Source organism: Brucella grignonensis, assembly GCF_002252505.1.
GTDB lineage: Bacteria > Pseudomonadota > Alphaproteobacteria > Rhizobiales > Rhizobiaceae > Brucella > Brucella grignonensis.
The window spans coordinates 98,467-118,288 of sequence record NZ_NNRL01000143.1; the positions used below are offsets into that span (position 1 = coordinate 98,467).

The following is a 19,822-nucleotide window of genomic DNA, read 5'->3' on the forward strand; positions in this document are numbered from 1 at the left end:
CGAGTGGAAGGCCGCTCGGCTTGCGGTTAAGAAGGAAGCCACCTGTACAAGGCCAAGAGGAATATCTTAAAGACAATGAAGGCGCCGACCCATCTCAATGCGCTGCGGGCTTTTGAAGCGAGCGCCCGGCACGGCAGCTTCTCGGAAGCGGCCGGCGAGCTGAATGTGTCCGCCGCAGCTGTCGGCCAGCTCGTTCGCGGACTCGAGGAGTGGCTCGGCGTACCGCTCTTCCATCGCAGCCTTTCGGGAAAGTCGCGGCTCATTCCCACAGAAGCGGCCGATCGAGCACTTCCGGACATCCGTGCGGGGCTTGACCGTCTGACACTTGGACTTGAAAGGCTGAAGGAGACGACGACGAGCGGCGTGCTGACGGTGACCGTGAGTCCGGCGTTCGCGGCTAAGTGGCTGCTTCCCCGCATCGATCGCTTTCAAGCCGAATGCCCGGATGTCGATCTACGCCTGGAAACCAGCCTCAAGCTCGTCGACTATGTGGCAAATGGCATTGATGTCGGCGTACGCTACGGGACGGGAAACTGGCCAGGCCTTACGGCTGAAAAGCTTATGGATGAAGAGATCTTTCCGGTTTGCTCGCCTGCACTGCACGCGAAACTCGCTCTCACAGCACCCGCTGAGCTGACCCATCATAATTTGATCCATGACCTGTCCGTCGAGGCAAGCACGGGCTTCATGACATGGGATATGTGGTTGCGAAACGCTGGATCCGAAGTCGCGACCCAACGCGGAATGAGGATCAACAACTCGGCCGCGGTGCTTCAGGCAGCGATCGATGGACAAGGCATTGCGCTTGCTCGCAGCATCATGGCGCGCGACGACGTTGCCGCGGGCCGGCTGCTACGCCTTTTCCCGGACGTCAGCGTCAATTCTGCACTAGCTTATTACGTCGTCTATCGTCCGGAATGCTCATCGCTTTCCAAGTCCGAGGCATTTCGTCGTTGGCTGTTTGATGAAGCGGCACAAATCTGAAGCGCCTGCGGCCGCGAATTGTTACGCCATCGCCGCCGTGCCAGCTTCGAACATAGTGCGATCTTCCAGTACGTTTGCAGCAAGCATCGCACCTTCAAGCGTGGCGAGGACTTGTACCGCAGCATCTTTGGTCAAGCCGCCCTGCATCAACCGTTCAATCCCGAGAAGGAAAAACCGCTTCACTTCGTCTCGGACTTCTGTGGCAAGGTCGTGAGACGTCGCTCCCAGAGCGCCGCAAAGACACATCCGTCCATCGCGGTACAACGCGTCACGGAAGACCTTCCGCCACGCTTTGACAATGTCGTCACCGGCATCCAATTGGCGATCCACCGCTTCCACGAAGCGGTCCGTATAACGCCGTGCAACTGCCGCAGCGAGTTTCTCCTTGGTGGGGAAGTGATAATGGACGCTGGAGCTCTTCACGCCAATATCGGCGGCTACCTCGCGGAAGCTGAATCCGCTGTAGCCAGCCTGCCGAATCCTCTCCTCGGCCGCATCCATAATTGCGCCTGCTGTATCGTTCATTTCAGATTCCCATCTATCTAGCGATAGATAGGGCTTGCAAATCCGGAAAGCAAGCTCTATGTAGACACCATCTATCTATCGATAGATAGAGAAAAGGAGAAAGTCATGAGATTTGAAGGTAAGGTTGTAGCAATCACTGGCGGCGGGTCTGGCATCGGTAAAGAAACTGCAGCGCGGTTCATCGCCGAAGGTGCGAAAGTCGCCATCAACGGCAGGAATCTGGCGAAGCTTGAAGTCGCTGCGAAAGAAATCGACCCAAGCGGCAAAAACGTTGTTGTTTCCGCAGGCGATATTGCCAGGCCTGAGACCGGAGCCGTTCTCGTCAATACCGCCATTTCCAGCTTCGGCAAACTCGATGTTCTCGTAAACAATGCCGGCGTCTTCAATCCGAAGCCGTTCTTGGAACTCACCGAAGCAGACTACGACTGGTATCTGGACACGATCCTCAAGGGCAAGTTTTTCACGGCGCAGGCTGCGGCCAAAGCAATGATGGACTGTCCGACATCAACGCCCATGAGACCAAATTGTATTAATTGAGAAGAGAGGGTTTTCGGCTCATCATAGCTTTATCAAAGGACGCAAAGATGAGACAGAAACCCGTTCCCCAAACGTCTTCTGCGGAGAAGACGATCAAAGATATCCGTCGTGCCACGCGTAAACATTATTCGGCCGAGGATAAAATCCGTATTGTTCTGGAAGGTCTGCGCGGGGAAGACAGCATTGCTGCGATCTGCCGCCGCGAAGGGATTGCAGAGAGCCTGTATTATAGCTGGTCGAAGGAATTCCTTGAAGCTGGCAAGAAGCGCCTTGCAGGCGACACCGCCCGTTCTGCCACCAGCGACGAAGTAAAAGCGCTGCGTCGTGAAAGCCGTGACCTGAAGGAGGCATTAGCCGACGTCACCCTGGAAAACCGCCTGCTCAAAAAAAGCATGATCGGGGATGGGGGCGACGACGAATGAGATATCCCGCCACCGAAAAGCTTGAGATCATCCGGCTTGTGGAGCAGTCGCATTTGTCAGCCAGGCAAACTCTCGACAAGCTGGGCATTCCAAGGCCGACCTTCTATCGATGGTATAGTCGGTTCCTTGCCCACGGTGTCGAAGGACTGGAAGAGCGGACGTCCGCAGCTTCGCGGGTGTGGAATCGTATCCCTGACGATATCCGGGATCGCATCATCGCACTGGCGCTCGATCATGCCGACCTGTCACCGCGTGAACTGGCGGTGAAGTTCACTGATACGGAAAGTTATTTTGTATCAGAGGCTTCGGTCTATCGCTTACTCAAGGCTCACGACCTGATCACGTCGCCAGCCTATATTGTCATCAAGGCCAATGACGAGTTCAAGGACAAGACCACGAGGCCGAACGAGATGTGGCAAACCGACTTCACCTACCTGAAGGTCATCGGCTGGGGATGGTTTTACCTATCGACCATCCTCGACGATTATTCCCGTTACATCATCGCCTGGAAGCTGTGCACCAGCATGAAGGTGGATGACGTCACCGATACACTCGATCTTGCATTGGCCGCCTCAGGCTGTGACAAGGTCAAGGTTGAGCACCGGCCGCGTCTGCTGTCGGACAACGGTTCGTGTTACGTCGCCTCCGATCTCGGCGAATGGCTGGAGAAATACAAGATCGACCAGGTTCACGGCGCTCCCGGCCACCCGCAGACGCAAGGGAAAATCGAACGCTGGCACCAGACGCTGAAGAACCGCATCCTGCTTGAAAACTACTTCTTCAAGGAGGACCTCGAAGCCCAGATTGCAGCCTTCGTCGAGCATTACAATCATCGCCGTTACCATGAGAGCCTCGACAATCTCACTCCCGCCGACGTCTACTTCGGACGCGCACAGACCATCCTGCTCGAACGCGAAAGGATCAAACGAGACACCATCAGAAAACGCCGCTTGAACCACCAGGCCAAAGCCGCTTAAATCAAACCCCAAACCGAGCCGGAAACTCCAATCTTCAAAAACACAAATAGTCTCAAATCATTCGACGACGGACAGCGTCGCGATCCTTCTGAATGCCGGCGCGGCACTGACCTACACCGCACGCGTCTTTGATGCGATTGATAACCTTCCGTCGGCCTGACGGATCGGGTGGGGCCGAATAGTCGGCCTCACCCCCTGAAAAGAAGAAATGATGCGACCCTCGATCATTATTATTGGAGGAGGCCTTGCGGGATTGACTGCAGCGAGGCTTCTCCATCACGCCGGAATTAACTTCGAGCTTCTGGAGGCGAGAAATCGCCTCGGCGGACGCATCCTTTCTGCGGACGCGACCGGCGAGCCGTCGGCGAATGGATTCGATCTCGGCCCGTCCTGGTTCTGGCCCGCCATGCAGCCTGAATTGGCGAAGCTCGTCGCCGAGCTCGGACTTTCAATCTTCGCACAAAACAGCGAAGGCGACATCGTCTTCCAACGGACTGTTCATGAAAAGCCGCAGCGTTATCCCGGCATGCGCCAGGAACCGCCATCGATGCGGATCGCCGGGGGAACAGGCGCGCTGGTCACAGCGCTCGCGTCGCGCCTGCCCGCCGGCTGCCTTCATCTCGGATCTCGCGTGACCGATGTCAGGCTTGCCGATGAAATCGTCGAACTTCGCATCGTTGGCCCAGCAGGGGCCGAAAGGAGCTTGCGCGGCTCCCACGTCATTTTCGCACTGCCGCCGCGTCTGCTCGAGGCGACGATCGCCTTTACGCCGGCGCTCGACGCGCAAACGACCGAACGTTGGCGCAGCACACCGACATGGATGGCTCCGCAAGCCAAGTTTTTCGCACTCTACAAGCGGCCTTTCTGGCGGGAGACCGGTCTTTCCGGCGCGGCGCAAAGCCTGGTTGGGCCGCTCGTCGAAATCCATGACGCCACCACCGGTGACGGCGCCGCCGCCTTGTTCGGATTTATCGGCGTACCGGCTGAGCATCGCATCGCGGCTGGCCGTGATGCGATCATCGCAGCATCCGTTCGGCAACTGACGACATTGTTTGGGGCCGAAGCGGATACTCCGATCGCCACGCTTTTGAAGGACTGGGCGGCGGATCCGCTGACGGCAACGACCGCCGATCGGGTCGCAAGCGGGCACCCGCTTCCTGACAGGCGCTCATGGGTAGATGGTCGCTGGAGCAAGCACGTTCTGCTTGCCGGCAGCGAGACCAGCACGACCGAGCCTGGCTATCTGGCGGGGGCCGTCGAAGCGGCAGGTCGGGTGGTCGGTGAACTGATTGGCAGCCTGACCGAAACCCATGGTCGGCTGGACTGACGAGAAGGAAGGCGATGCAATGAATGAGACTTATCGAGTCATACAGGTGAAGACGCCCGGCGCTCTGGAACTTGCGGAGCGAGAGGTGCCGACGCCCGGTTCAGGTTACGTGCTGATCGCAGTCGAAGCCTGCGGGATCTGTGGCGCGGATGTGAGCGACATCGAGAATGCGGACCCTACGCTGCAACCGTCCAGGGTTCCTGGACATGAAGTCGTCGGGCGTATTGTCAATCTGGGTCCCGGCGTGCCGTCGATCTGGCGCGTCGGCCAACGTGTCGGTGTCGGACGGAAGGGCGGGCACTGCCTTGAATGCCAGGCATGCCGGAGCGGGCGGTTCCATCTTTGTCCCAACCAGCCGATCGTTGGCGCGAGTTGCGACGGTGGCTACGCCGAGATGATGATTGCCCGCGCAACCGGACTGGTCGCCATTCCCGAAGAACTCACCTCGGAAGAAGCTGCACCCATCCTGTGTGCTGGTATCGCCACCTTCAATGCACTTAAGAAATCCGGCGCCGAGGCCGGCGATACCGTCGCCATCTTCGGCTTGGGCGGCCTTGGCCACATGGCCGTACAATATGCACGCAAGATGGGATTCCGCGTCATCGCGATCGGCCGGGGCCAGCACATCGCGGCTGATGCGATGGAGCTTGGCGCACACCGCTATATCGATACCGAGAAGGAGGACGCGGCAGAAGCCCTGAAGACGCTCGGCGGCGCGAAGGCGATCGTGTCGACGCCGGTCCATGCAGCGCCGGTCGCAGCTCTCATGCCTGGCCTTGCACCGGAGGGACGCCTTGTCCTTCTGGGCGTCGGAAAGGAACCCTTGCCAGTTGCGATGGGCCCATTGATTGGAGGCGAGCGCGGGGTGATCGGCTCTATCACCGGTTCGCCGTATGAGAACGAACGAACGCTGGATTTCAGCGTGCTGACCGACGTCCGTCCCATGATCGAGACCATGCCGCTCGAAAAGGCGTTCGAAGCCTACACGAAGATGAAGTCCGGCGACGTAAAGTTCCGGATGGTGCTGACCATGGAGAATAACCGCTATGCGCATTCATGACGATCTGTCGCAACCCGTCATTGTCCATGCTGCGAAAATGAACTGGATCGCAAGCCCTGCGGCCGGCGTCGACCGGCGCATGCTGTTTCGCATCGGTGATGAGGTCGCTCGGGCCACCTCGATCGTACGCTATGCGCCAGGCAGCGCCTTCCCTCGTCATACCCATAGCGGCGGCGAAGAGATCGTCGTGCTCGAAGGCACGTTTCAGGACGAGCATGGCGACTATCCCGCCGGCAGCTATTTTCGCAATCCGCCCGGGACCTCGCATGTACCTGCCTCTCGGGAAGGCTGCACGATTTTTGTTCGTCTCTGGCAGTTCCGCGAAGGCGACAAGACCCAGATCGTTCGGCAGCCGGGCGAAGGTGAAAGAGCCGATGCCGCGCCAGGCGTATTGGCCAAGACAGTATTGTTCGACGATGGCCACGAGAAAGTGTTCCTTGAAGACTGGGCTTCAGGTTCGACTATTACGGTCGATAATCGACGCGGGTTGGAATTTCTCGTTGTCGCCGGAGGCATGATCATTGGAGACGAAACGCTTGAGCCCCAGAGTTGGGGTCGACTTCCAGCCGGCATGGCGCTAACGGCCAAGGTAGGGCCGCACGGTGTGCTGATCTGGATAAAGGATGCAGCTTTAATGCATCCGGATGTTTGCCAAATGCCATGAAGGAGGCCGTGGGCTATGCTGAACGACAATACTGATATCGCATCGCAGCCCTCGATCTTCGATGAGATCATCGATCGGACGAGCTCGAACTCGATGAAATGGGCCTACGCGCAAAAGATGTTGGCGCCTGACGAGGCTGCCGCCGAACCTTTGCCGATGTGGGTTGCCGACACCGACTTCAAGGCACCGCAAGCGGTCATCGACGCCCTTCATGAGGCTGTCGATCATGGCGTATTCGGCTATCCGGGTGGCGCGACGGAATCGTATCTGAAAGCGGTCATCGGCTGGCAGGGCAAACGCTTCGGCTGGAACGTCGACAAGAACTGGATCATCCAGACATCCGGCATCATCACGACGATCAAGACTGCGGTGCAGGCATTTTCAGCGCCAGGCGACACGGTGCTCGTCCAGCCGCCGGTATACGGACATTTTCATAATGACGTTCTATTGAACGGGCGTCATCTGGCATATGCACCGCTCGAATACATCGGTGACGGCTATCGCTTCGACCCGGCGATTTTCGAGGCAGCGATCCGACCGAACACCAAGCTGTTCATCTTGAGCCATCCACACAATCCGACCGGTAATGTTTGGTCAGAGGAAGAACTACGCACCATGGGTGAGATCTGCATGCGTAATGGCGTGCTGGTCATTTCCGACGAGATTCACGAGGACCTGATCCTCAATACGGGCAAACGGCACATTCCATTTGCCTCTCTGGGCAAAGCATTTGCTGCGAACAGCATCACCTGCACCGCGCCGAGCAAGACGTTCAATCTGCCTGGGCTGCAGAGTGCAAACGTTATTGTTCCTGACGCTCGTCTCCGCGATGAACTGCGTCGTCAATACGAGCGAAACGTCTTCGACCTGGTCAACGTCCTCGGCATGGTCGCGGCCGAAGCGGCTTACACCCATGGAGAGGAATGGCTCGAAGAGATGCTCGTCTACCTCAGAGCCAACCACGCCTGTTTTGCCAAAGCCATCATCCAGGCAGATTCCCGCATCAAGGTGTTACCGGCGGAGTCGCTCTACCTCGCCTGGATGGATTGCCGAGGGCTCGGCATGGGGCCGGAAGACCTGAACAGGTTCATGCTGACGAAGGCGCGTGTCTGGCTCGACAAAGGGCAGAAATTCGGCGCCGAGGGGCATGGCTTCATGCGCGTCAATCTAGGCTGCCCTCGTTCGACCGTGATAGATGCGGTCGCCCGAATTACCTCCGCCGTAGCACAGTTGCCCGATCTCGACACGCGCTCAGGCTGACCTCAGATTGCGCTGAGATCCGGGCTTGGGAAAAGCATAAAGGCGATTGTCCTCACGCGACGGTCGGGTCTCGTCGAGTGGCGTGCGCGAAGGTTCATGTCCCAGACGGTCGCCTTCAGCAGAGCGGGCGGCTTGCCTGACCGAGGTCAGCGCACGACGATCTTCGCGCCGGGCTTTACGCGAGCGTGAAGGTCTATGATGTCCTGATTGAGAAGGCGGATACAGCCGGCGGAGACGGACTTACCGATCGAAGACGGGTCGTTAGTACCATGGATACGGTAATAGGTGTCGACCCCATTCTGGTGCATGTAGAGCGCACGCGCGCCCATCGGATTGTGGGGACCTCCGGCAACGCCGCCAGCGTTACGCGCGTATTGCTTCGGATTGCGCTTGATCATGTTCTGTGTCGGGGTCCAGCGCGGCCATTTTGCTTTCCATGCAACCTCGGCCTCACCGCCCGGAAACGCGCGCGCCACAGGGCCGACGCCGACTGCATAGCGGATAGCCTTGTCATCGGGCAGCACGAAATAGAGATAACGCGCCGTCTGATCGACCACGATAGTTCCGGGTGCCTCGTCTGTCCGATAGTGGACGACCTGCCGTACATGCTCCAGCTTCATGCGGGTCGCATCCACGGCCGAAATGGTATGGCCGCCATCTTTTCTCGCGGCATACATTTCCGTCGGGTTACCTCCCACAGGCCAGATAGCTGATGCGGCTTCCGACTGCGTGTTTTCGAGCGGCGCGGCGACGGCCGCACCCGGTGCTTGCCAGCAAACCGCAAGTGCGACGGACGATGCGAGCGCAAGCGAAGTCGCGTGCTTGAATTTCAATATAGGCAAGGAACCCCCGATGACGATGTTCAACAGGGATGCGCATTGCCGGTGATTCTTAAGGCTGCCTTAAGCCGCGTCCAGAATAGCACTGGGAAACTTTGAAGCGATGACCACTTCTGTGCATTTCAGCGAACCCCACGCGGTCCTGCGACGGCCTGAGAGTCGGTTGGAAAAGAGCGGTCTTGACGCCGTTTGGAGGCTGGCTGATTTGGATTTGAAACTTATAGAGCGTCGCGCCTTACTTCGGACTTTGATGGGCTCGGTGACCCTGTTAGGAGCCGCGGCGCTGTCAGGATGCCAGACCGGCTTCCTGCCCGATGTCACTACCAAGGCAAATGCTCCAATTCCCCCGAAGCTGCTTGCCGACATCCGGAAGAAGAACATGTCCGTCGGCTCGCCGATCCTGTTGCGCGTGTTCAAGGTCGAAGCAGAGCTGGAGGTCTGGAAACAGGATCGCAAGGGCCGTTTCGCTCTTTTGAAAACTTATCCAATCTGCAAATGGTCGGGCGATCTCGGCCCGAAGATCGCCGAAGGCGACCGGCAGACACCTGAGGGCTTCTACGACATTAGGCCCGGTCAGATGAACCCGGACTCGGAATACTACCTTTCCTTCAATCTCGGCTTCCCGAATGCCTTTGATCGTGCCCATGGGCGCACCGGCACGCATCTCATGGTGCATGGTGATTGTTCGTCCCAGGGCTGCTACGCGATGACCGACGCGCAAATCCTCGAAATCTTCGCGCTCGGCCGGGAATCGTTTTCCGGTGGACAGAGGTCGTTTCAGGTGCAGGCTTATCCATTCCGTATGACGCCTACGAACCTGGCCCGGCATCGCAACAGTCCGCACCTGCCTTTCTGGCGCATGCTGAAGGAAGGCAACGACCATTTCGAGGTCACGCGCCGCCAGCCCAAGGTCGATGTTTGCGACAAGCGCTATGTGTTCAACGCGATCGGACCTGGAGATGGGACTACACCGATGAACTTCGATCCGCTTGATTCATGCCCGGCCTATGAAGTGCCGCAGGCTATCGCTCAAGAAGTGCGGAAAAAGCAGCGTTCCGATGATCAGGAGTTCGAGCGGCTCGTCGCACAGGGTGCAGAGACAGCTCCCATCAAGAGCGGTCGCGATGGTGGCATGCACTCCTTCTGGGTAGATAAGTTGCGGCCCCGCGAAATCGTCGATCAGCACGGCAACCTTAAGCTGGTTGTCGACGGGACCAATGCAGCTCCGTTTAACGCCTACAAGTCTCCCACAAGACCGTAATGATAGGGATTCTGGCGGCAGTTTGAGCCCGGCCATCGTTGACCTGCCCGATCGCTATCTATTTTGTCCGAATTTCCATCGTCAGCAATCGCAGGCCGAGCCCGATCAGGACCGCGCCAGTCAGGCGCTCTTGCCAAAGCGTCAACCGCCGCCATCGTTCAAGCGCCTGGCCTAGAGCTGCGGCCGAGAGAGCAATGATCGTCTCGACGGCAAGCGCGACGAGCTTGAGCGTGATGCCAAGTACGATCAGTTGCAGCGTCACGGAACCGCGTTGGTGATCGACGAATTGCGGAAGAAACGCCAGCAGGAATACGACTACCTTTGGGTTTGTCAGGCTTGCGACAAAACCGTCGCCAAGCGAAGCCAGGCAGCTGCGCGCCGCGCCAGAGGAGTGCCTTGCGGAATATCCCGCTGCCATTCTGATCAGCTTGATGCCCCGCCAGATCAGATAGGCCGCTCCAGCGTAGCGCAGAACGTCGAATGCCAAGGGGAATGAGCGAACCAACGAGGCAACGCCGAGGGCAAGAAGCGGCACCTGAACGACGCCGGCCAAGGTGAAGCCGAAGGCGGTCAACCATGCCGACTTCCAACCTTGGCTCAAGCCCCTGCTGACCAGCAGGGCCATGTCTGGACCGGGCGTGACGCTTAATACGAGTGCGGCGAAGATAAAAGTCACGAAGGTGGTCGCATCCGGCATATCGTTTAGCTCTCCCCGGATCGGCTATGGACGATCACCCCACCATGAGGTGGCTCATGGACGGATCCGCGATGACGACGATCCCGCTTCCTTCGCGCACATTCTCGGCAAGGTGGATCACATCCTGATTTATCATGCGGATACATCCGGACGACACAGCCCGGCCGATGGTCCAGAACTCCGGGTTGCCATGAATGCGGTAGATCGTATCCCGGTTGCCCTCATGGATGTAGAGCGCGCGTGCCCCCAGAGGATTGTTCAGCCCCGGGGCCATGCCGCCGTTCGCGATGCTGACCGGTTCGAGCTCCGGCTGGCGGGCAACCATCTCGTCGGGCGGATTCCATCGCGGCCATGCTCGCTTGTAGGCGATGTGGCGGCCTCGGCCGGCCCAGGAAAAGCCGTCCCTACCGACACCGACGCCGTATCGGGTCGCACGACCGTAGGGCTGGATGTGGTAAAGATATCGGTTGGGTGTATCGACAACCACGGTGCCGACCTTTTCATCGGTCGGATAGTCTACCTCAGTGCGCCACCACTTAGGATCGACCTTGGAAACATCGACTTCCGGGATGGGAAACTGCTCGTTGGGCATGGCGTAGTACATGGGGGGCGTTGCCAGGCGTGGAGTTTCAACCTGCGCAACGGGCTGCGGCTGTCTCGCTGTGGTGGTACAGCCAGCCAGGGCGAATGCTCCAGCCCCAGCAAGAAAAGTGCGCCGGGCAATGGCGCCGGAGGGCCGACTCTGCGAACTCAAAACATGTCCTCGTATTTTCCCGTTGAATATTCGCAGGACACCGGGTCAACCTTAAGCCCACCTTAAGGCAAAAAGGATCGATCGCCGCATCACGGAGAACTGAGAGGAATGGGGTTGAGCTTGAGTACACGAGGCATTTGGCGAGATATCGCCTGTTCTAGCGAAGACGCTCATGCTCGTCGTTTCGTTTTACGATCGCTGTCAAAAAGCTTTGCGGCGCTTCTATTTGTCGCTGTTTCTACCATTGGCGCGAATGCCGCGTGCAACACCGTCAATCCCCTCACGGTACCCCTGCCCGATCCCGCTTCCGGCCGTCGATATGAGATCTACGTCAGTCTTCCGGACGGCTACGCCGCTAATCCGAGCAAAAGCTATCCGCTGCTCATTCTGGCAGATGGTGGCCGCGCCTTTCCCAAGCTCAGTTGCGATGTCCGCGCCCTTGCCAAAAGCGGCGCTATCGGCGAGGAGCCGGTCGTCGTCGGGCTTTCCTACGCGATCGGCGAGGATTTGGAGGACAGCCGGCGACGGGACTACACACCTGTCGCGGATGGTCCGACAAGCAGGGTCTATGGCGGCGCGGCAGCTTACCAAACCTATCTGCGCAACGTCGTCCTTCCCCATGTCGGGCGTCACTACCGGACTGATCCCGCGCGCCGCGTGTTCTGGGGCCATTCCTATGGTGGACTGCTCGGCGCACATATCCTCCTCACGGAACCCGGTCTATTCCAGACCTACCTTATCGGAAGCCCTTCGCTCTGGTTTGCCAATCACGCCATTTACGGTTTCGATGAGGCATACGCGAAACGAAACAAACAGCTGGATGCGACCGTGATTCTCTACGTAGGCGGATTAGAAATCTCCCGCTACGATCCTTCCCGGAAAGGCAACACGCGCGATATGGTTGCAGGCGTTCAGGCGTTCGTGTCGCGGCTGTCTGCGCATGGCTATAGCGGCTTGCAGCTGCGTTCCTCCGTCATCGCGGGAACGGATCATCGCAGCTCGGTGCGTCCAGGCTTTGCCTGGGCTTTGACGCAGGCACTAGCTTTGCACGCGATCGCGGGTCGATAGTTTTCGACCCTTAAGCCTGCCTTAAGGCCGGACCTCACGTTGCGGCGTCGCAACGGAGAGCAAAGCATGGCACTTTCTACCAGCACGACGTCCCCCGCCGGTACGCATGGCGATCGAGATTCTGAGTTTCTCGACCTTGCTCACAGCTGCGGGGCTCAACTGCCGACAAGGCGACAGTTCCTGATGACGGGCTTCGCGGTTTCAGCCACCGTAGGCTGGCCCGCCCATGCGCAGGCTGCGCAATTGACCGTCACGAACCTCGACGACTTCCGCAGCGCGCTGTCCCAGATCGCACCGACGTATAAGGCAGCCCTCATCGACATTGGGGCGGAATGGTGCGCCTTCTGCAAGACGATCGACCAACAGATCTTGCCCGACCCGAATGTCCGCCGTGCAATGGCAGCTGTCGCGCTGATCAAAGTCGATGTCACGAAGATGGACCAGGCGAGCCGCGATCTTCTGCGATACCTGCGCGCGGATGGCCCTCCAACGCTTTTTATCATCCAGACCGCGAGTGGGCGAGAATTTTCGGGCACCAGATCGGTCGGAGCCTTTAGAGCAGGCGACCTCGTAAGGCGACTGCGCCCATTCGCTTGAGTAAGGTGCCAAGGTCTTCGGTCGGCCATTGATTGAAATCAATGTGTCACAGAGCTCAATTAGGATAATTACATAGTTAAAGAATCTGTTGGAATGTGTCGTGAAACTATTGGTTAAACTCGCATTGGTTGGCGTTGCCGGTTTGGCGTTCGCCTACGCAACCGCTCTCTCAACCCCTTACTGGTTCAAACCCAAGAAAGAGGCGCAGGTCGATATAAAAGACCCGGGCCTCATGGGGAAAGGCGAATATCTTGCGCATGCAGGTGACTGTATCGCCTGCCACACAGCCCCAGGCGGCAAGCCTTTCGCCGGGGGTCTCGGAATGCAGACACCGATGGGCACGATCTATTCAACCAACATCACGCCGGAAAGCACGACGGGTATTGGCGCCTACAGCTACGGAGATTTCGAGCGAGCGGTGCGTAAGGGCATCCGGCCGGATGGAACGCATCTCTACCCCGCGATGCCCTATGTGTCCTATGCCGTCGTCCGCGACGACGACATCAAGGCGCTTTACGCCTACTTCATGTCGAGCGTCGAAGCGGTGCGCCAGAATAACCAGCCAACGACTATGCCGTGGCCCCTCAGCATGCGCTGGCCGCTTGCCTGGTGGCAGCTTGCTTTTGCTCAGCCTCGCGAGTTCGCTTCAGTTACCACCGATCCGCAGCTTGAGCGTGGCGCCTATCTCGTCGAGGGGCTTGCTCATTGCGGTGCCTGCCATACCCCGCGCGGAATCGCGTTTCAGGAAACAGCGATGGCTGACGGCAACAACAGTGGATTCCTCTCAGGGTCAGTCCTTGAAGGCTGGTACGCCAAGAACCTACGCGGCGAGGATACGGGTCTGTCGACATGGACAACGGCCGAGATCGTCGACTTCCTGAAAACAGGGCGTAACGACAAGACGGCTGCGTTCGGCTCAATGGCCGATGTCGTCGAGCACTCGACTCAGCACCTGTCAAACGACGACCTGACGGCGATTGCGACTTACCTGAAATCCCTGAAGCCTCGCGACGGCCGCAGCCCAACCTGGCAACCGAAGGACGATCTCACCACCGCGGCGCTGAAAGCCGGCGATTTAAGCGCACCCGGGGCCTCCTCCTATGCCGAGCATTGCGCCATCTGTCATCGGATGGACGGCAAGGGCGCACCACGCGTCTATCCGGCGCTCGCAGGGAACTCGATGGTGTTCGCCGACGACCCAAGCTCACTTATTCAGGTGACGCTGGCCGGCGGGCGTATGCCCAAGACGCCGCACGATACGATGGCCTTCACGATGCCGGCTTTTGCAAACCTGACCAACCGGGAGGTTGCAGAGGTTCTCAATTTCATCCGCAACGGCTGGGGCAACCATGGCAGTGAGATCACGGAAGCGGACATCTCGCGCATGCGCCACGAGATTGCACGCAAGCCGAAGCATTACGTGCCGGGAGAACAAAAATGAAGAAGCGCTCCCTTATCCTGACCGGCGTCGCAATCGTGGCCGTCGCCGCGACAGCCGGGGCATTTGCAGTGATGCACGAGCCTGTTTTGGACGCGCCGGCTGTGAACGCGATCGCGGTGCTGGATGCCAATAACAAGCGGATCGGCGACTATCGCATTCCAGCAGACAAGACGATTGCAGAGCAGCCGAACGCGGAAGCCGTCTTGCTCGGCCAGCGGCTTCTCAATGAAACCGCACGCCTGCTGCCGGACAATGTCGGAAACGGTCTAAACTGCAACTCGTGCCACATGGCGCAAGGCAAGATGTCGGACGCCAATCCGTACATCAACACGACCAATAGCTATCCCTCGTTTAACCCCCGCGCCAATCGGGAGGTTGATCTGAGCATGCGCATCAACGGCTGTTTCCAGCGGTCGATGAACGGCAAGCCGTTAGGTATCGAAAGCACCGAAATGCATGCCATGCTCGCCTATATGGACTGGCTGCGCCAAGGTGTAGTCAAGGACAACAGAGCTGCCGTGCGCAACGCAGGCCCGATCGACGAAACGCTTGTACCTGACCCTGTACGGGGCAGCACGATCTACGCGGCCCAGTGCGCGTCCTGTCACGGTGTAAACGGGCAAGGCATGAAGGACCAGGCCGGCGACTACATTTTCCCGCCGCTATGGGGCGATGAATCGTTCAATATCGGCGCGGGTCTCGCACGTACCTACAAGGCGGCCCAGTTCGTTAAATACGCGATGCCGCCTGCCATGCATCTGGAGCCGCCGCTTGGAGCCGGAGGCGTCCTGTCCGATCAGGACGCCGTTGACGTGGCGGAGTTCTTCACCCACATGCCCCGGCCAGACTTTGCCGGCAAGGCAAACGACTGGAAAGGCGTCAAGAAGCCGAAGGATGCAAGATACTGATCGAGCCTTGTGTTGGTTGGTGCGGTAAGGTGAATGCGCCAAGCGCATCTCAGACGTCTTGGAAACGGCGGCTGAGATGAAGGCGATGAAAAACTATGCCCCATTTCGGCGCGCGCTAGCTCGCCGATGCGGTTCGATGTGAGGTAGGACTTCGTACCCACATTCCGGACGGGCTATCCCGTCGCATTCGAATTTGCTTCCAAGCTCGCAACGATTGCGCCGGTCGTCCCCTCGGCCAGACTTGACCGATTTAAGTCACAGGTTCCGGATCCGAATCCGTGGATACCGCGCTGAAGATCAGCAATCGTCTACAAACGGCACACCGAAGCCGCGTTACGACGATGAACTGCTTTAATTCACTGACAGCATTAGGGTTTGCAGTATTTTCCAATCATGTTGCGTTCCTTTTGCAGTTCCCCGGTCCTGGAAGTTTGAATCTAGGCGCGGAATTTTGCCTGGATGAATTCGAAGGCTTTAGCCGTGAATTCCTTCGGCGCAGCTACTGCGGGATCCTGCTCCGCCTCGACGACGAGCCATCCGACGTAACCGCTGTCCTTGACAAACTGGATGATGGGATCGAAGTCGACGACACCGTCACCGGGAACCGTGAACATGCCGTTGCGCACGCCGTCATTAAAACTCAGGTCCCTCGACTGCACATCGGCGCGGATTGCCTTGCGAACGTCCTTCAGATGGATATGGACGATGCGGTCGCCGAACCGCTCGATCAGTTTTGCATAGTCGAACCCTGCCGCAGCCGCGTGTCCGGTATCGAGCAGAAGACCAGCCTCCGGTCCCGCCGCGCCGATGATGTCGGAGATCTCGTCGAATGTTTCCGCAACCATAATGAGGTGGTGGTGGTATGCCAGCTTGAGGCCGTAGGTGTCGGTGAGACGCTTGCCAAAATCCGTCAGTCGGGAGGCGTAGGCAGCCCGTTCTGCAGTCGGCATCATCAGACGGCGTGACATCGGCTCGTCGAGAGGCGACCCCGGAGTCATCATCGCGACCTCGCCGTATACGAGAACGCTGCACCCCATGGCTTTGAGAAGCTCGGCGTGCGCCGCGACCGAAGTCATTTCCTCGTCAACCGACTTCTCAGCCAGCTGGCCGGAGTGCCAGCCGGATGCGAGAGCGAGGCCGTTCCTTTCAAGCAAAGGCTTCAGGACTGCCGCATCGCGGGGAAACTTTCTTCCGAGTTCCACGCCAGCGTAGCCGTTGGCGGCAGCATCACTGAAGCAAGTGTCGAGGGAAATGTCGGCACCGAGATCCTCTAGGACATCGTTCGCCCATGACAGCGGGCTTACGGCCAAGCGTGCTTTCGAGTGCGGCAGGGTTGATTGCTGGCTCATTGAATCTTCTTTCATTCTGCTGACTTATTGAAGCGTCGGTTGCGGCGGGCTACGCCGCCTACAGTTCTCCGGTCAGAAACTGGGCGCGACCGCGGCCGAAGGACCAGTCTTCGTCGGTGTTCTGGGTGAACGAGACCATCACGTCCGTCGGAGCGGTACCGCATCGTTCCTGCAGCGCGGAGCAAAGAGTTTCGTAGAAGGTCGTCTTCTCTCCGGTCGACCTCGGACGAGTGACAACTTCGACCATCACGAAGCGGTCGGTGCGTGGAATGTCGAGCCCGGTATCGAGAGCTAGAAGATGGCTTGGCTCGTGCTCGTTCAGTATCTGGTAGCGATCCCGCTCCGGAACTTTGAAAGACTGAACCATTGCGTCATGGGCGGCATCGAGCAGAGTGTCGATCTGCTCGGGACTGCGACCTCGGTAGATGTGGAATTTCATCAGTGGCATTGATCTGTCCTCGAACCTGGTTGTCGTTGATTTCCGTCGACCGTCAGGCGTCGCGTTTCATGATCCATTCGACCTCGGGCGCGGGAATGAAGCGCCAATTTCTCAAGGGTCCGGCCATGACGTTGAGGTAGTACATCTCGAAGCCGTAGGGCGCGCCGCACGGATGATGGCCGCGCGGAACGAGGACCACGTCCCCGTCGGACACGGCCATGGTCTCGTCCAGTTTTCCATCATCGGTATAGACGCGCTGGATTCCGAAGCCCTCGCCCGGATTAATCCGGTGGTAGTAGGTCTCCTCGAGGTAGGTGATCCGAGGAAAATCGTCCTCATCATGCCTATGCGATGGATAGCTCGACCAATGGCCGGGCGGGGTGAACACCTCGGTCACGAGAAGGCTGTCGCAGTAATCCTCGTGTTCCATCGCGATGTTGTTGATGTAACGGGTGTTCGTTCCTTTACCGCGTTCCGTAAGCGAGATGCCATCCGGACCGATGCGCCGCGCTTCGTGACCACCCTTGCCCGGTGCGGCGCAGATCGCGATCGTGCAGTCCGTTTCCGCCAGTGCGCTCCACTCGCGGCCGTTCGGTACGTAGAGGCAATGAGGCGGCGTCTTCTCGAAAACATTCATCCGATCGCCGAGAACACCCCATTCCTGCCCGGCGGCCGTGATCGCAGCCTTGCCCTCGACCATGACGAGAATGACCTCGTTCGTTCCCGTCTGCTCGGAAACGCCCTCGCCTGCTCGCAGTCTGTAGAGTGAGAAGCCGACGTATCGCCAGCCAGCCGATTGAGGAGTGATTTCATGAACCTTGCCATGGCTTCCAAACGGCTTGCGCAGAAGATTGCTCATCAGGGTCTCCCTCAGTTCACCAGGTTCTGCAGGCTCATGCTCTGCAGATACTTCGCGCGCGCCGCCTCGGACTTTTCCGTACGCCCGACTTCAGGCACCGCCACATCCCACCAGAAGCCGCCACCAGCTTCACCGGGGCCGGGATTCGGATCCGTGTCGATGACGATCACCGTCGGGCGATCCCGCCCGCGCGCATTCGCGATCTGCGCTTCCAGGTCCGCAGTGTCCTTTGCCTTGATCGCATACGCGCCCATCGAGGCCGCGTGTGCGACGAAGTCGATCTCTGGCTGCGCCTCGACGTTGCAGTCCTTGTAGAGGTTGTTGAATTCCTCGCCACCGCAGTGGATCTGCAGTCGGTTGATGCAGCCGTAGCCACGATTGTCGGTCAGCACGACCGTGAACGGGATCCGGCGCATGACTGCGGTCGCGAGTTCGGAATTCGCCATCATGTAGCTGCCGTCGCCGACGAAGCAGACGATCTCGCGATCCGGCATCGCCAGTTTGATGCCTAGTGCTCCGGCAAGCTCGTAGCCCATGCAGGAGTACCCGTATTCCATGTGATAGCCGCCCTGAGCGGGCTGCCAAAGGAGCTTCAGCGCGCCGGGCATCGTGCCAGCAGCGCACATCGCTATCGTCCTGTCGGTCGAGATCCGCTGCACCGCACCGATCACCTCAGCATCGGTGGGCAGATATCCTTGCAGCTTGCCCTGCGGCGCCGCGCAGTGCGCATCAACTTTCGACAGCCACCTGGTTCTCGATTCCGGATTGAAGGACGATGCCTTGTAGGAACCGAGACGGTTCGAGAGCTCCTCCAATGCGACCCGCGCATCCGCGATGAGACCGACGGCGCCATGCTTTTCCGCGTCGTAGGGCTGGGTGTTGATAGATACGAGCCTACGGCCCTGCTTGCCGAACAGCGACCACGAACCAGTGGTGAAATCCTGGAACCGGGTTCCAACGCCTACAACGAGATCCGCGGCGGCGCAGAGTTCGTTCGCCGCGGCCGAGCCATCCACGCCCGCCGCCCCGAAATTCATCGGATGCGACTGCGCGAGTGCTGACTTGCCCGCCTGCGTCTCTACGACGGGGATACCATGGCGCACCGCGAAATCGGCCAGCGTCTTTTCGGCTTCGGAATAGATCACCCCGCCGCCGCAGACGATGACCGGGCTGGTGGAGTTGTGAATGAGATCGACGACATCATCCAGGTCTCGCCGATCGGGTTCCGGGCGGCGTATCCGCCAGACCTTCGGCTCGAAGAATTCGACTGGATAGTCATAGGCCTCGGCTTGGACGTCCTGGCAGAAGGCAAGCGTCACGGGACCGCAGTTGGCAGGATCGGTCATCACGCGGATGGCGCGCGGAAGCGCCGTCAGCAATTGCTCCGGTCGATGGATGCGGTCGAAATACTTGCTGACAGGTCTCAGGCAGTCGTTCGCCGACAGACTGCCGTCCTCGAAATCCTCGACCTGCTGGAGAACCGGGTCGGGGCGGCGGTTCGCGAACACGTCGCCTGGGATGAACAGGACCGGGAGGCGGTTAACGTGAGCAAGTGCAGCTGCGGTGACCAGGTTAGTAGCGCCAGGACCGATCGACGATGTGATGGCATGGGCACGCCGACGCTTCTTTGCCTTGGCGTAGGCAATCGCGGTGTGCGCCATGGTCTGCTCGTTCTGGCCTCGCCACGTCGGAAGTGCATCGCCAATACCTTCGAGAGCTTCGCCAAGTCCCGCCACGTTGCCATGTCCGAAGATCGCCCAGACCCCCTCGATGAAGCGTTCGCCTTCCTCGGTCATCTGCACGGAAAGAAATCGAACCATGGCCTGCGCCGCAGTCAAACGGATGGTGGTCATA

General features: G+C 59.0%; 20 protein-coding genes and 1 pseudogene. 13 read left to right on the forward strand and 8 right to left on the reverse strand.

The genetic code is table 11. The features are described from left to right. Positions 1-75 precede the first annotated feature (75 nt). Positions 76-984: a transcriptional regulator GcvA gene (gene gcvA / locus CEV33_RS02095; protein ID WP_094538816.1), complete on the forward strand. Its 909-nt coding sequence runs from the start codon at positions 76-78 to the stop codon at positions 982-984. A 21-nt stretch (positions 985-1,005) separates the two neighbouring features. Here the strand turns inward: gcvA and CEV33_RS02100 are convergent, their stop codons facing one another. After that, positions 1,006-1,509, reverse strand: coding sequence for a TetR/AcrR family transcriptional regulator (locus tag CEV33_RS02100; RefSeq protein ID WP_094538817.1), 504 nt, complete (start codon positions 1,507-1,509; stop codon positions 1,006-1,008). 105 nt (positions 1,510-1,614) lie between these two features. Here CEV33_RS02100 and CEV33_RS02105 point away from each other — a divergent pair, with 105 nt between their 5' ends. From CEV33_RS02105 to CEV33_RS02130, 6 genes are all read left to right on the forward strand, one after another. Further along, complete coding sequence (locus CEV33_RS02105) at positions 1,615-2,046, forward strand: SDR family NAD(P)-dependent oxidoreductase (protein ID WP_235818343.1); 432 nt, start codon at positions 1,615-1,617, stop codon at positions 2,044-2,046. 47 nt (positions 2,047-2,093) lie between these two features. Continuing rightward, positions 2,094-3,445 (forward strand): IS3 family transposase gene (locus tag CEV33_RS02110; RefSeq protein ID WP_094538818.1). Its coding sequence is split into 2 segments (ribosomal slippage): positions 2,094-2,430 and positions 2,430-3,445, totalling 1,353 coding nucleotides; the frame shifts between segments, so codons are not numbered across the junction. A gap of 208 nt (positions 3,446-3,653) precedes the next feature. Then, positions 3,654-4,772 carry a flavin monoamine oxidase family protein gene (locus CEV33_RS02115; RefSeq protein ID WP_094538819.1) on the forward strand — a complete coding sequence of 373 codons (1,119 nt, stop codon included), beginning with the start codon at positions 3,654-3,656 and terminating at the stop codon, positions 4,770-4,772. Positions 4,773-4,791: 19 nt separating this feature from the next. Next, a complete protein-coding gene (locus CEV33_RS02120; RefSeq protein ID WP_094538847.1) occupies positions 4,792-5,832 on the forward strand; it encodes an alcohol dehydrogenase in 1,041 nt (346 codons plus the stop codon). Then, positions 5,819-6,496: a cupin domain-containing protein gene (locus CEV33_RS02125; RefSeq protein WP_094538820.1), complete on the forward strand. Its 678-nt coding sequence runs from the start codon at positions 5,819-5,821 to the stop codon at positions 6,494-6,496. The genes CEV33_RS02120 and CEV33_RS02125 overlap by 14 nt, the downstream gene beginning before the upstream one ends. A 15-nt stretch (positions 6,497-6,511) precedes the next feature. Continuing rightward, the gene (locus tag CEV33_RS02130; protein ID WP_094538821.1) at positions 6,512-7,756 is read left to right on the forward strand and encodes a MalY/PatB family protein; all 1,245 of its coding nucleotides are present in this window, start codon (positions 6,512-6,514) and stop codon (positions 7,754-7,756) included. 146 nt (positions 7,757-7,902) lie between these two features. On the opposite strand, the gene CEV33_RS02135 is transcribed toward CEV33_RS02130, so the two are convergent. Next, positions 7,903-8,598 carry a L,D-transpeptidase gene (locus tag CEV33_RS02135; protein WP_235818344.1) on the reverse strand — a complete coding sequence of 232 codons (696 nt, stop codon included), beginning with the start codon at positions 8,596-8,598 and terminating at the stop codon, positions 7,903-7,905. Positions 8,599-8,698: 100 nt separating this feature from the next. Here CEV33_RS02135 and CEV33_RS02140 point away from each other — a divergent pair, with 100 nt between their 5' ends. Next, positions 8,699-9,856 carry a L,D-transpeptidase family protein gene (locus CEV33_RS02140; protein ID WP_208620142.1) on the forward strand — a complete coding sequence of 386 codons (1,158 nt, stop codon included), beginning with the start codon at positions 8,699-8,701 and terminating at the stop codon, positions 9,854-9,856. A gap of 58 nt (positions 9,857-9,914) precedes the next feature. Here the strand turns inward: CEV33_RS02140 and CEV33_RS02145 are convergent, their stop codons facing one another. Beyond that, a complete protein-coding gene (locus tag CEV33_RS02145; RefSeq protein ID WP_094538823.1) occupies positions 9,915-10,553 on the reverse strand; it encodes a LysE family translocator in 639 nt (212 codons plus the stop codon). A gap of 34 nt (positions 10,554-10,587) precedes the next feature. Beyond that, positions 10,588-11,157, reverse strand: a complete 570-nt coding sequence (locus CEV33_RS02150) for a L,D-transpeptidase (protein ID WP_445433022.1) — start codon at positions 11,155-11,157, stop codon at positions 10,588-10,590. 264 nt (positions 11,158-11,421) lie between these two features. Between CEV33_RS02150 and CEV33_RS02155 the strand changes: the two genes are divergently transcribed. The 5 genes and pseudogenes from CEV33_RS02155 to CEV33_RS24380 all read left to right on the forward strand — a co-directional run. Then, entirely contained in the window at positions 11,422-12,375 is a 954-nt protein-coding gene (locus tag CEV33_RS02155; RefSeq protein WP_167388098.1) for an alpha/beta hydrolase, read from the forward strand. A gap of 66 nt (positions 12,376-12,441) precedes the next feature. After that, positions 12,442-12,972 (forward strand): thioredoxin family protein, encoded by a 531-nt coding sequence (locus CEV33_RS02160; RefSeq protein ID WP_094538826.1) that lies wholly within the window; start codon positions 12,442-12,444, stop codon positions 12,970-12,972. A 100-nt stretch (positions 12,973-13,072) separates the two neighbouring features. Next, positions 13,073-14,413, forward strand: coding sequence for a cytochrome c (locus tag CEV33_RS02165; protein ID WP_094538827.1), 1,341 nt, complete (start codon positions 13,073-13,075; stop codon positions 14,411-14,413). Continuing rightward, on the forward strand, positions 14,410-15,321 hold the full coding sequence (locus CEV33_RS02170) for a c-type cytochrome (RefSeq protein WP_094538828.1): 912 nt from the start codon (positions 14,410-14,412) through the stop codon (positions 15,319-15,321). The genes CEV33_RS02165 and CEV33_RS02170 overlap by 4 nt, the downstream gene beginning before the upstream one ends. Positions 15,322-15,468: 147 nt before the next feature. Next, positions 15,469-15,641: pseudogene (locus tag CEV33_RS24380) on the forward strand (aspartate aminotransferase family protein); the annotation flags it as partial. A 117-nt stretch (positions 15,642-15,758) separates the two neighbouring features. Here the strand turns inward: CEV33_RS24380 and iolE are convergent. From iolE to iolD, 4 genes are read right to left on the reverse strand one after another with little or no spacing between them, the layout of a single operon-like run. Then, on the reverse strand, positions 15,759-16,670 hold the full coding sequence (gene iolE, locus CEV33_RS02180) for a myo-inosose-2 dehydratase (RefSeq protein WP_094538829.1): 912 nt from the start codon (positions 16,668-16,670) through the stop codon (positions 15,759-15,761). A 58-nt stretch (positions 16,671-16,728) separates the two neighbouring features. Beyond that, positions 16,729-17,118, reverse strand: a complete 390-nt coding sequence (locus CEV33_RS02185; protein ID WP_094538830.1) for a tautomerase family protein — start codon at positions 17,116-17,118, stop codon at positions 16,729-16,731. A gap of 43 nt (positions 17,119-17,161) precedes the next feature. Further along, on the reverse strand, positions 17,162-17,968 hold the full coding sequence (gene iolB, locus CEV33_RS02190) for a 5-deoxy-glucuronate isomerase (protein ID WP_094538831.1): 807 nt from the start codon (positions 17,966-17,968) through the stop codon (positions 17,162-17,164). A gap of 11 nt (positions 17,969-17,979) precedes the next feature. After that, positions 17,980-19,821: a 3D-(3,5/4)-trihydroxycyclohexane-1,2-dione acylhydrolase (decyclizing) gene (gene iolD, locus CEV33_RS02195; RefSeq protein WP_094538832.1), complete on the reverse strand. Its 1,842-nt coding sequence runs from the start codon at positions 19,819-19,821 to the stop codon at positions 17,980-17,982. Between the last annotated feature and the right edge of the window lies 1 nt (position 19,822).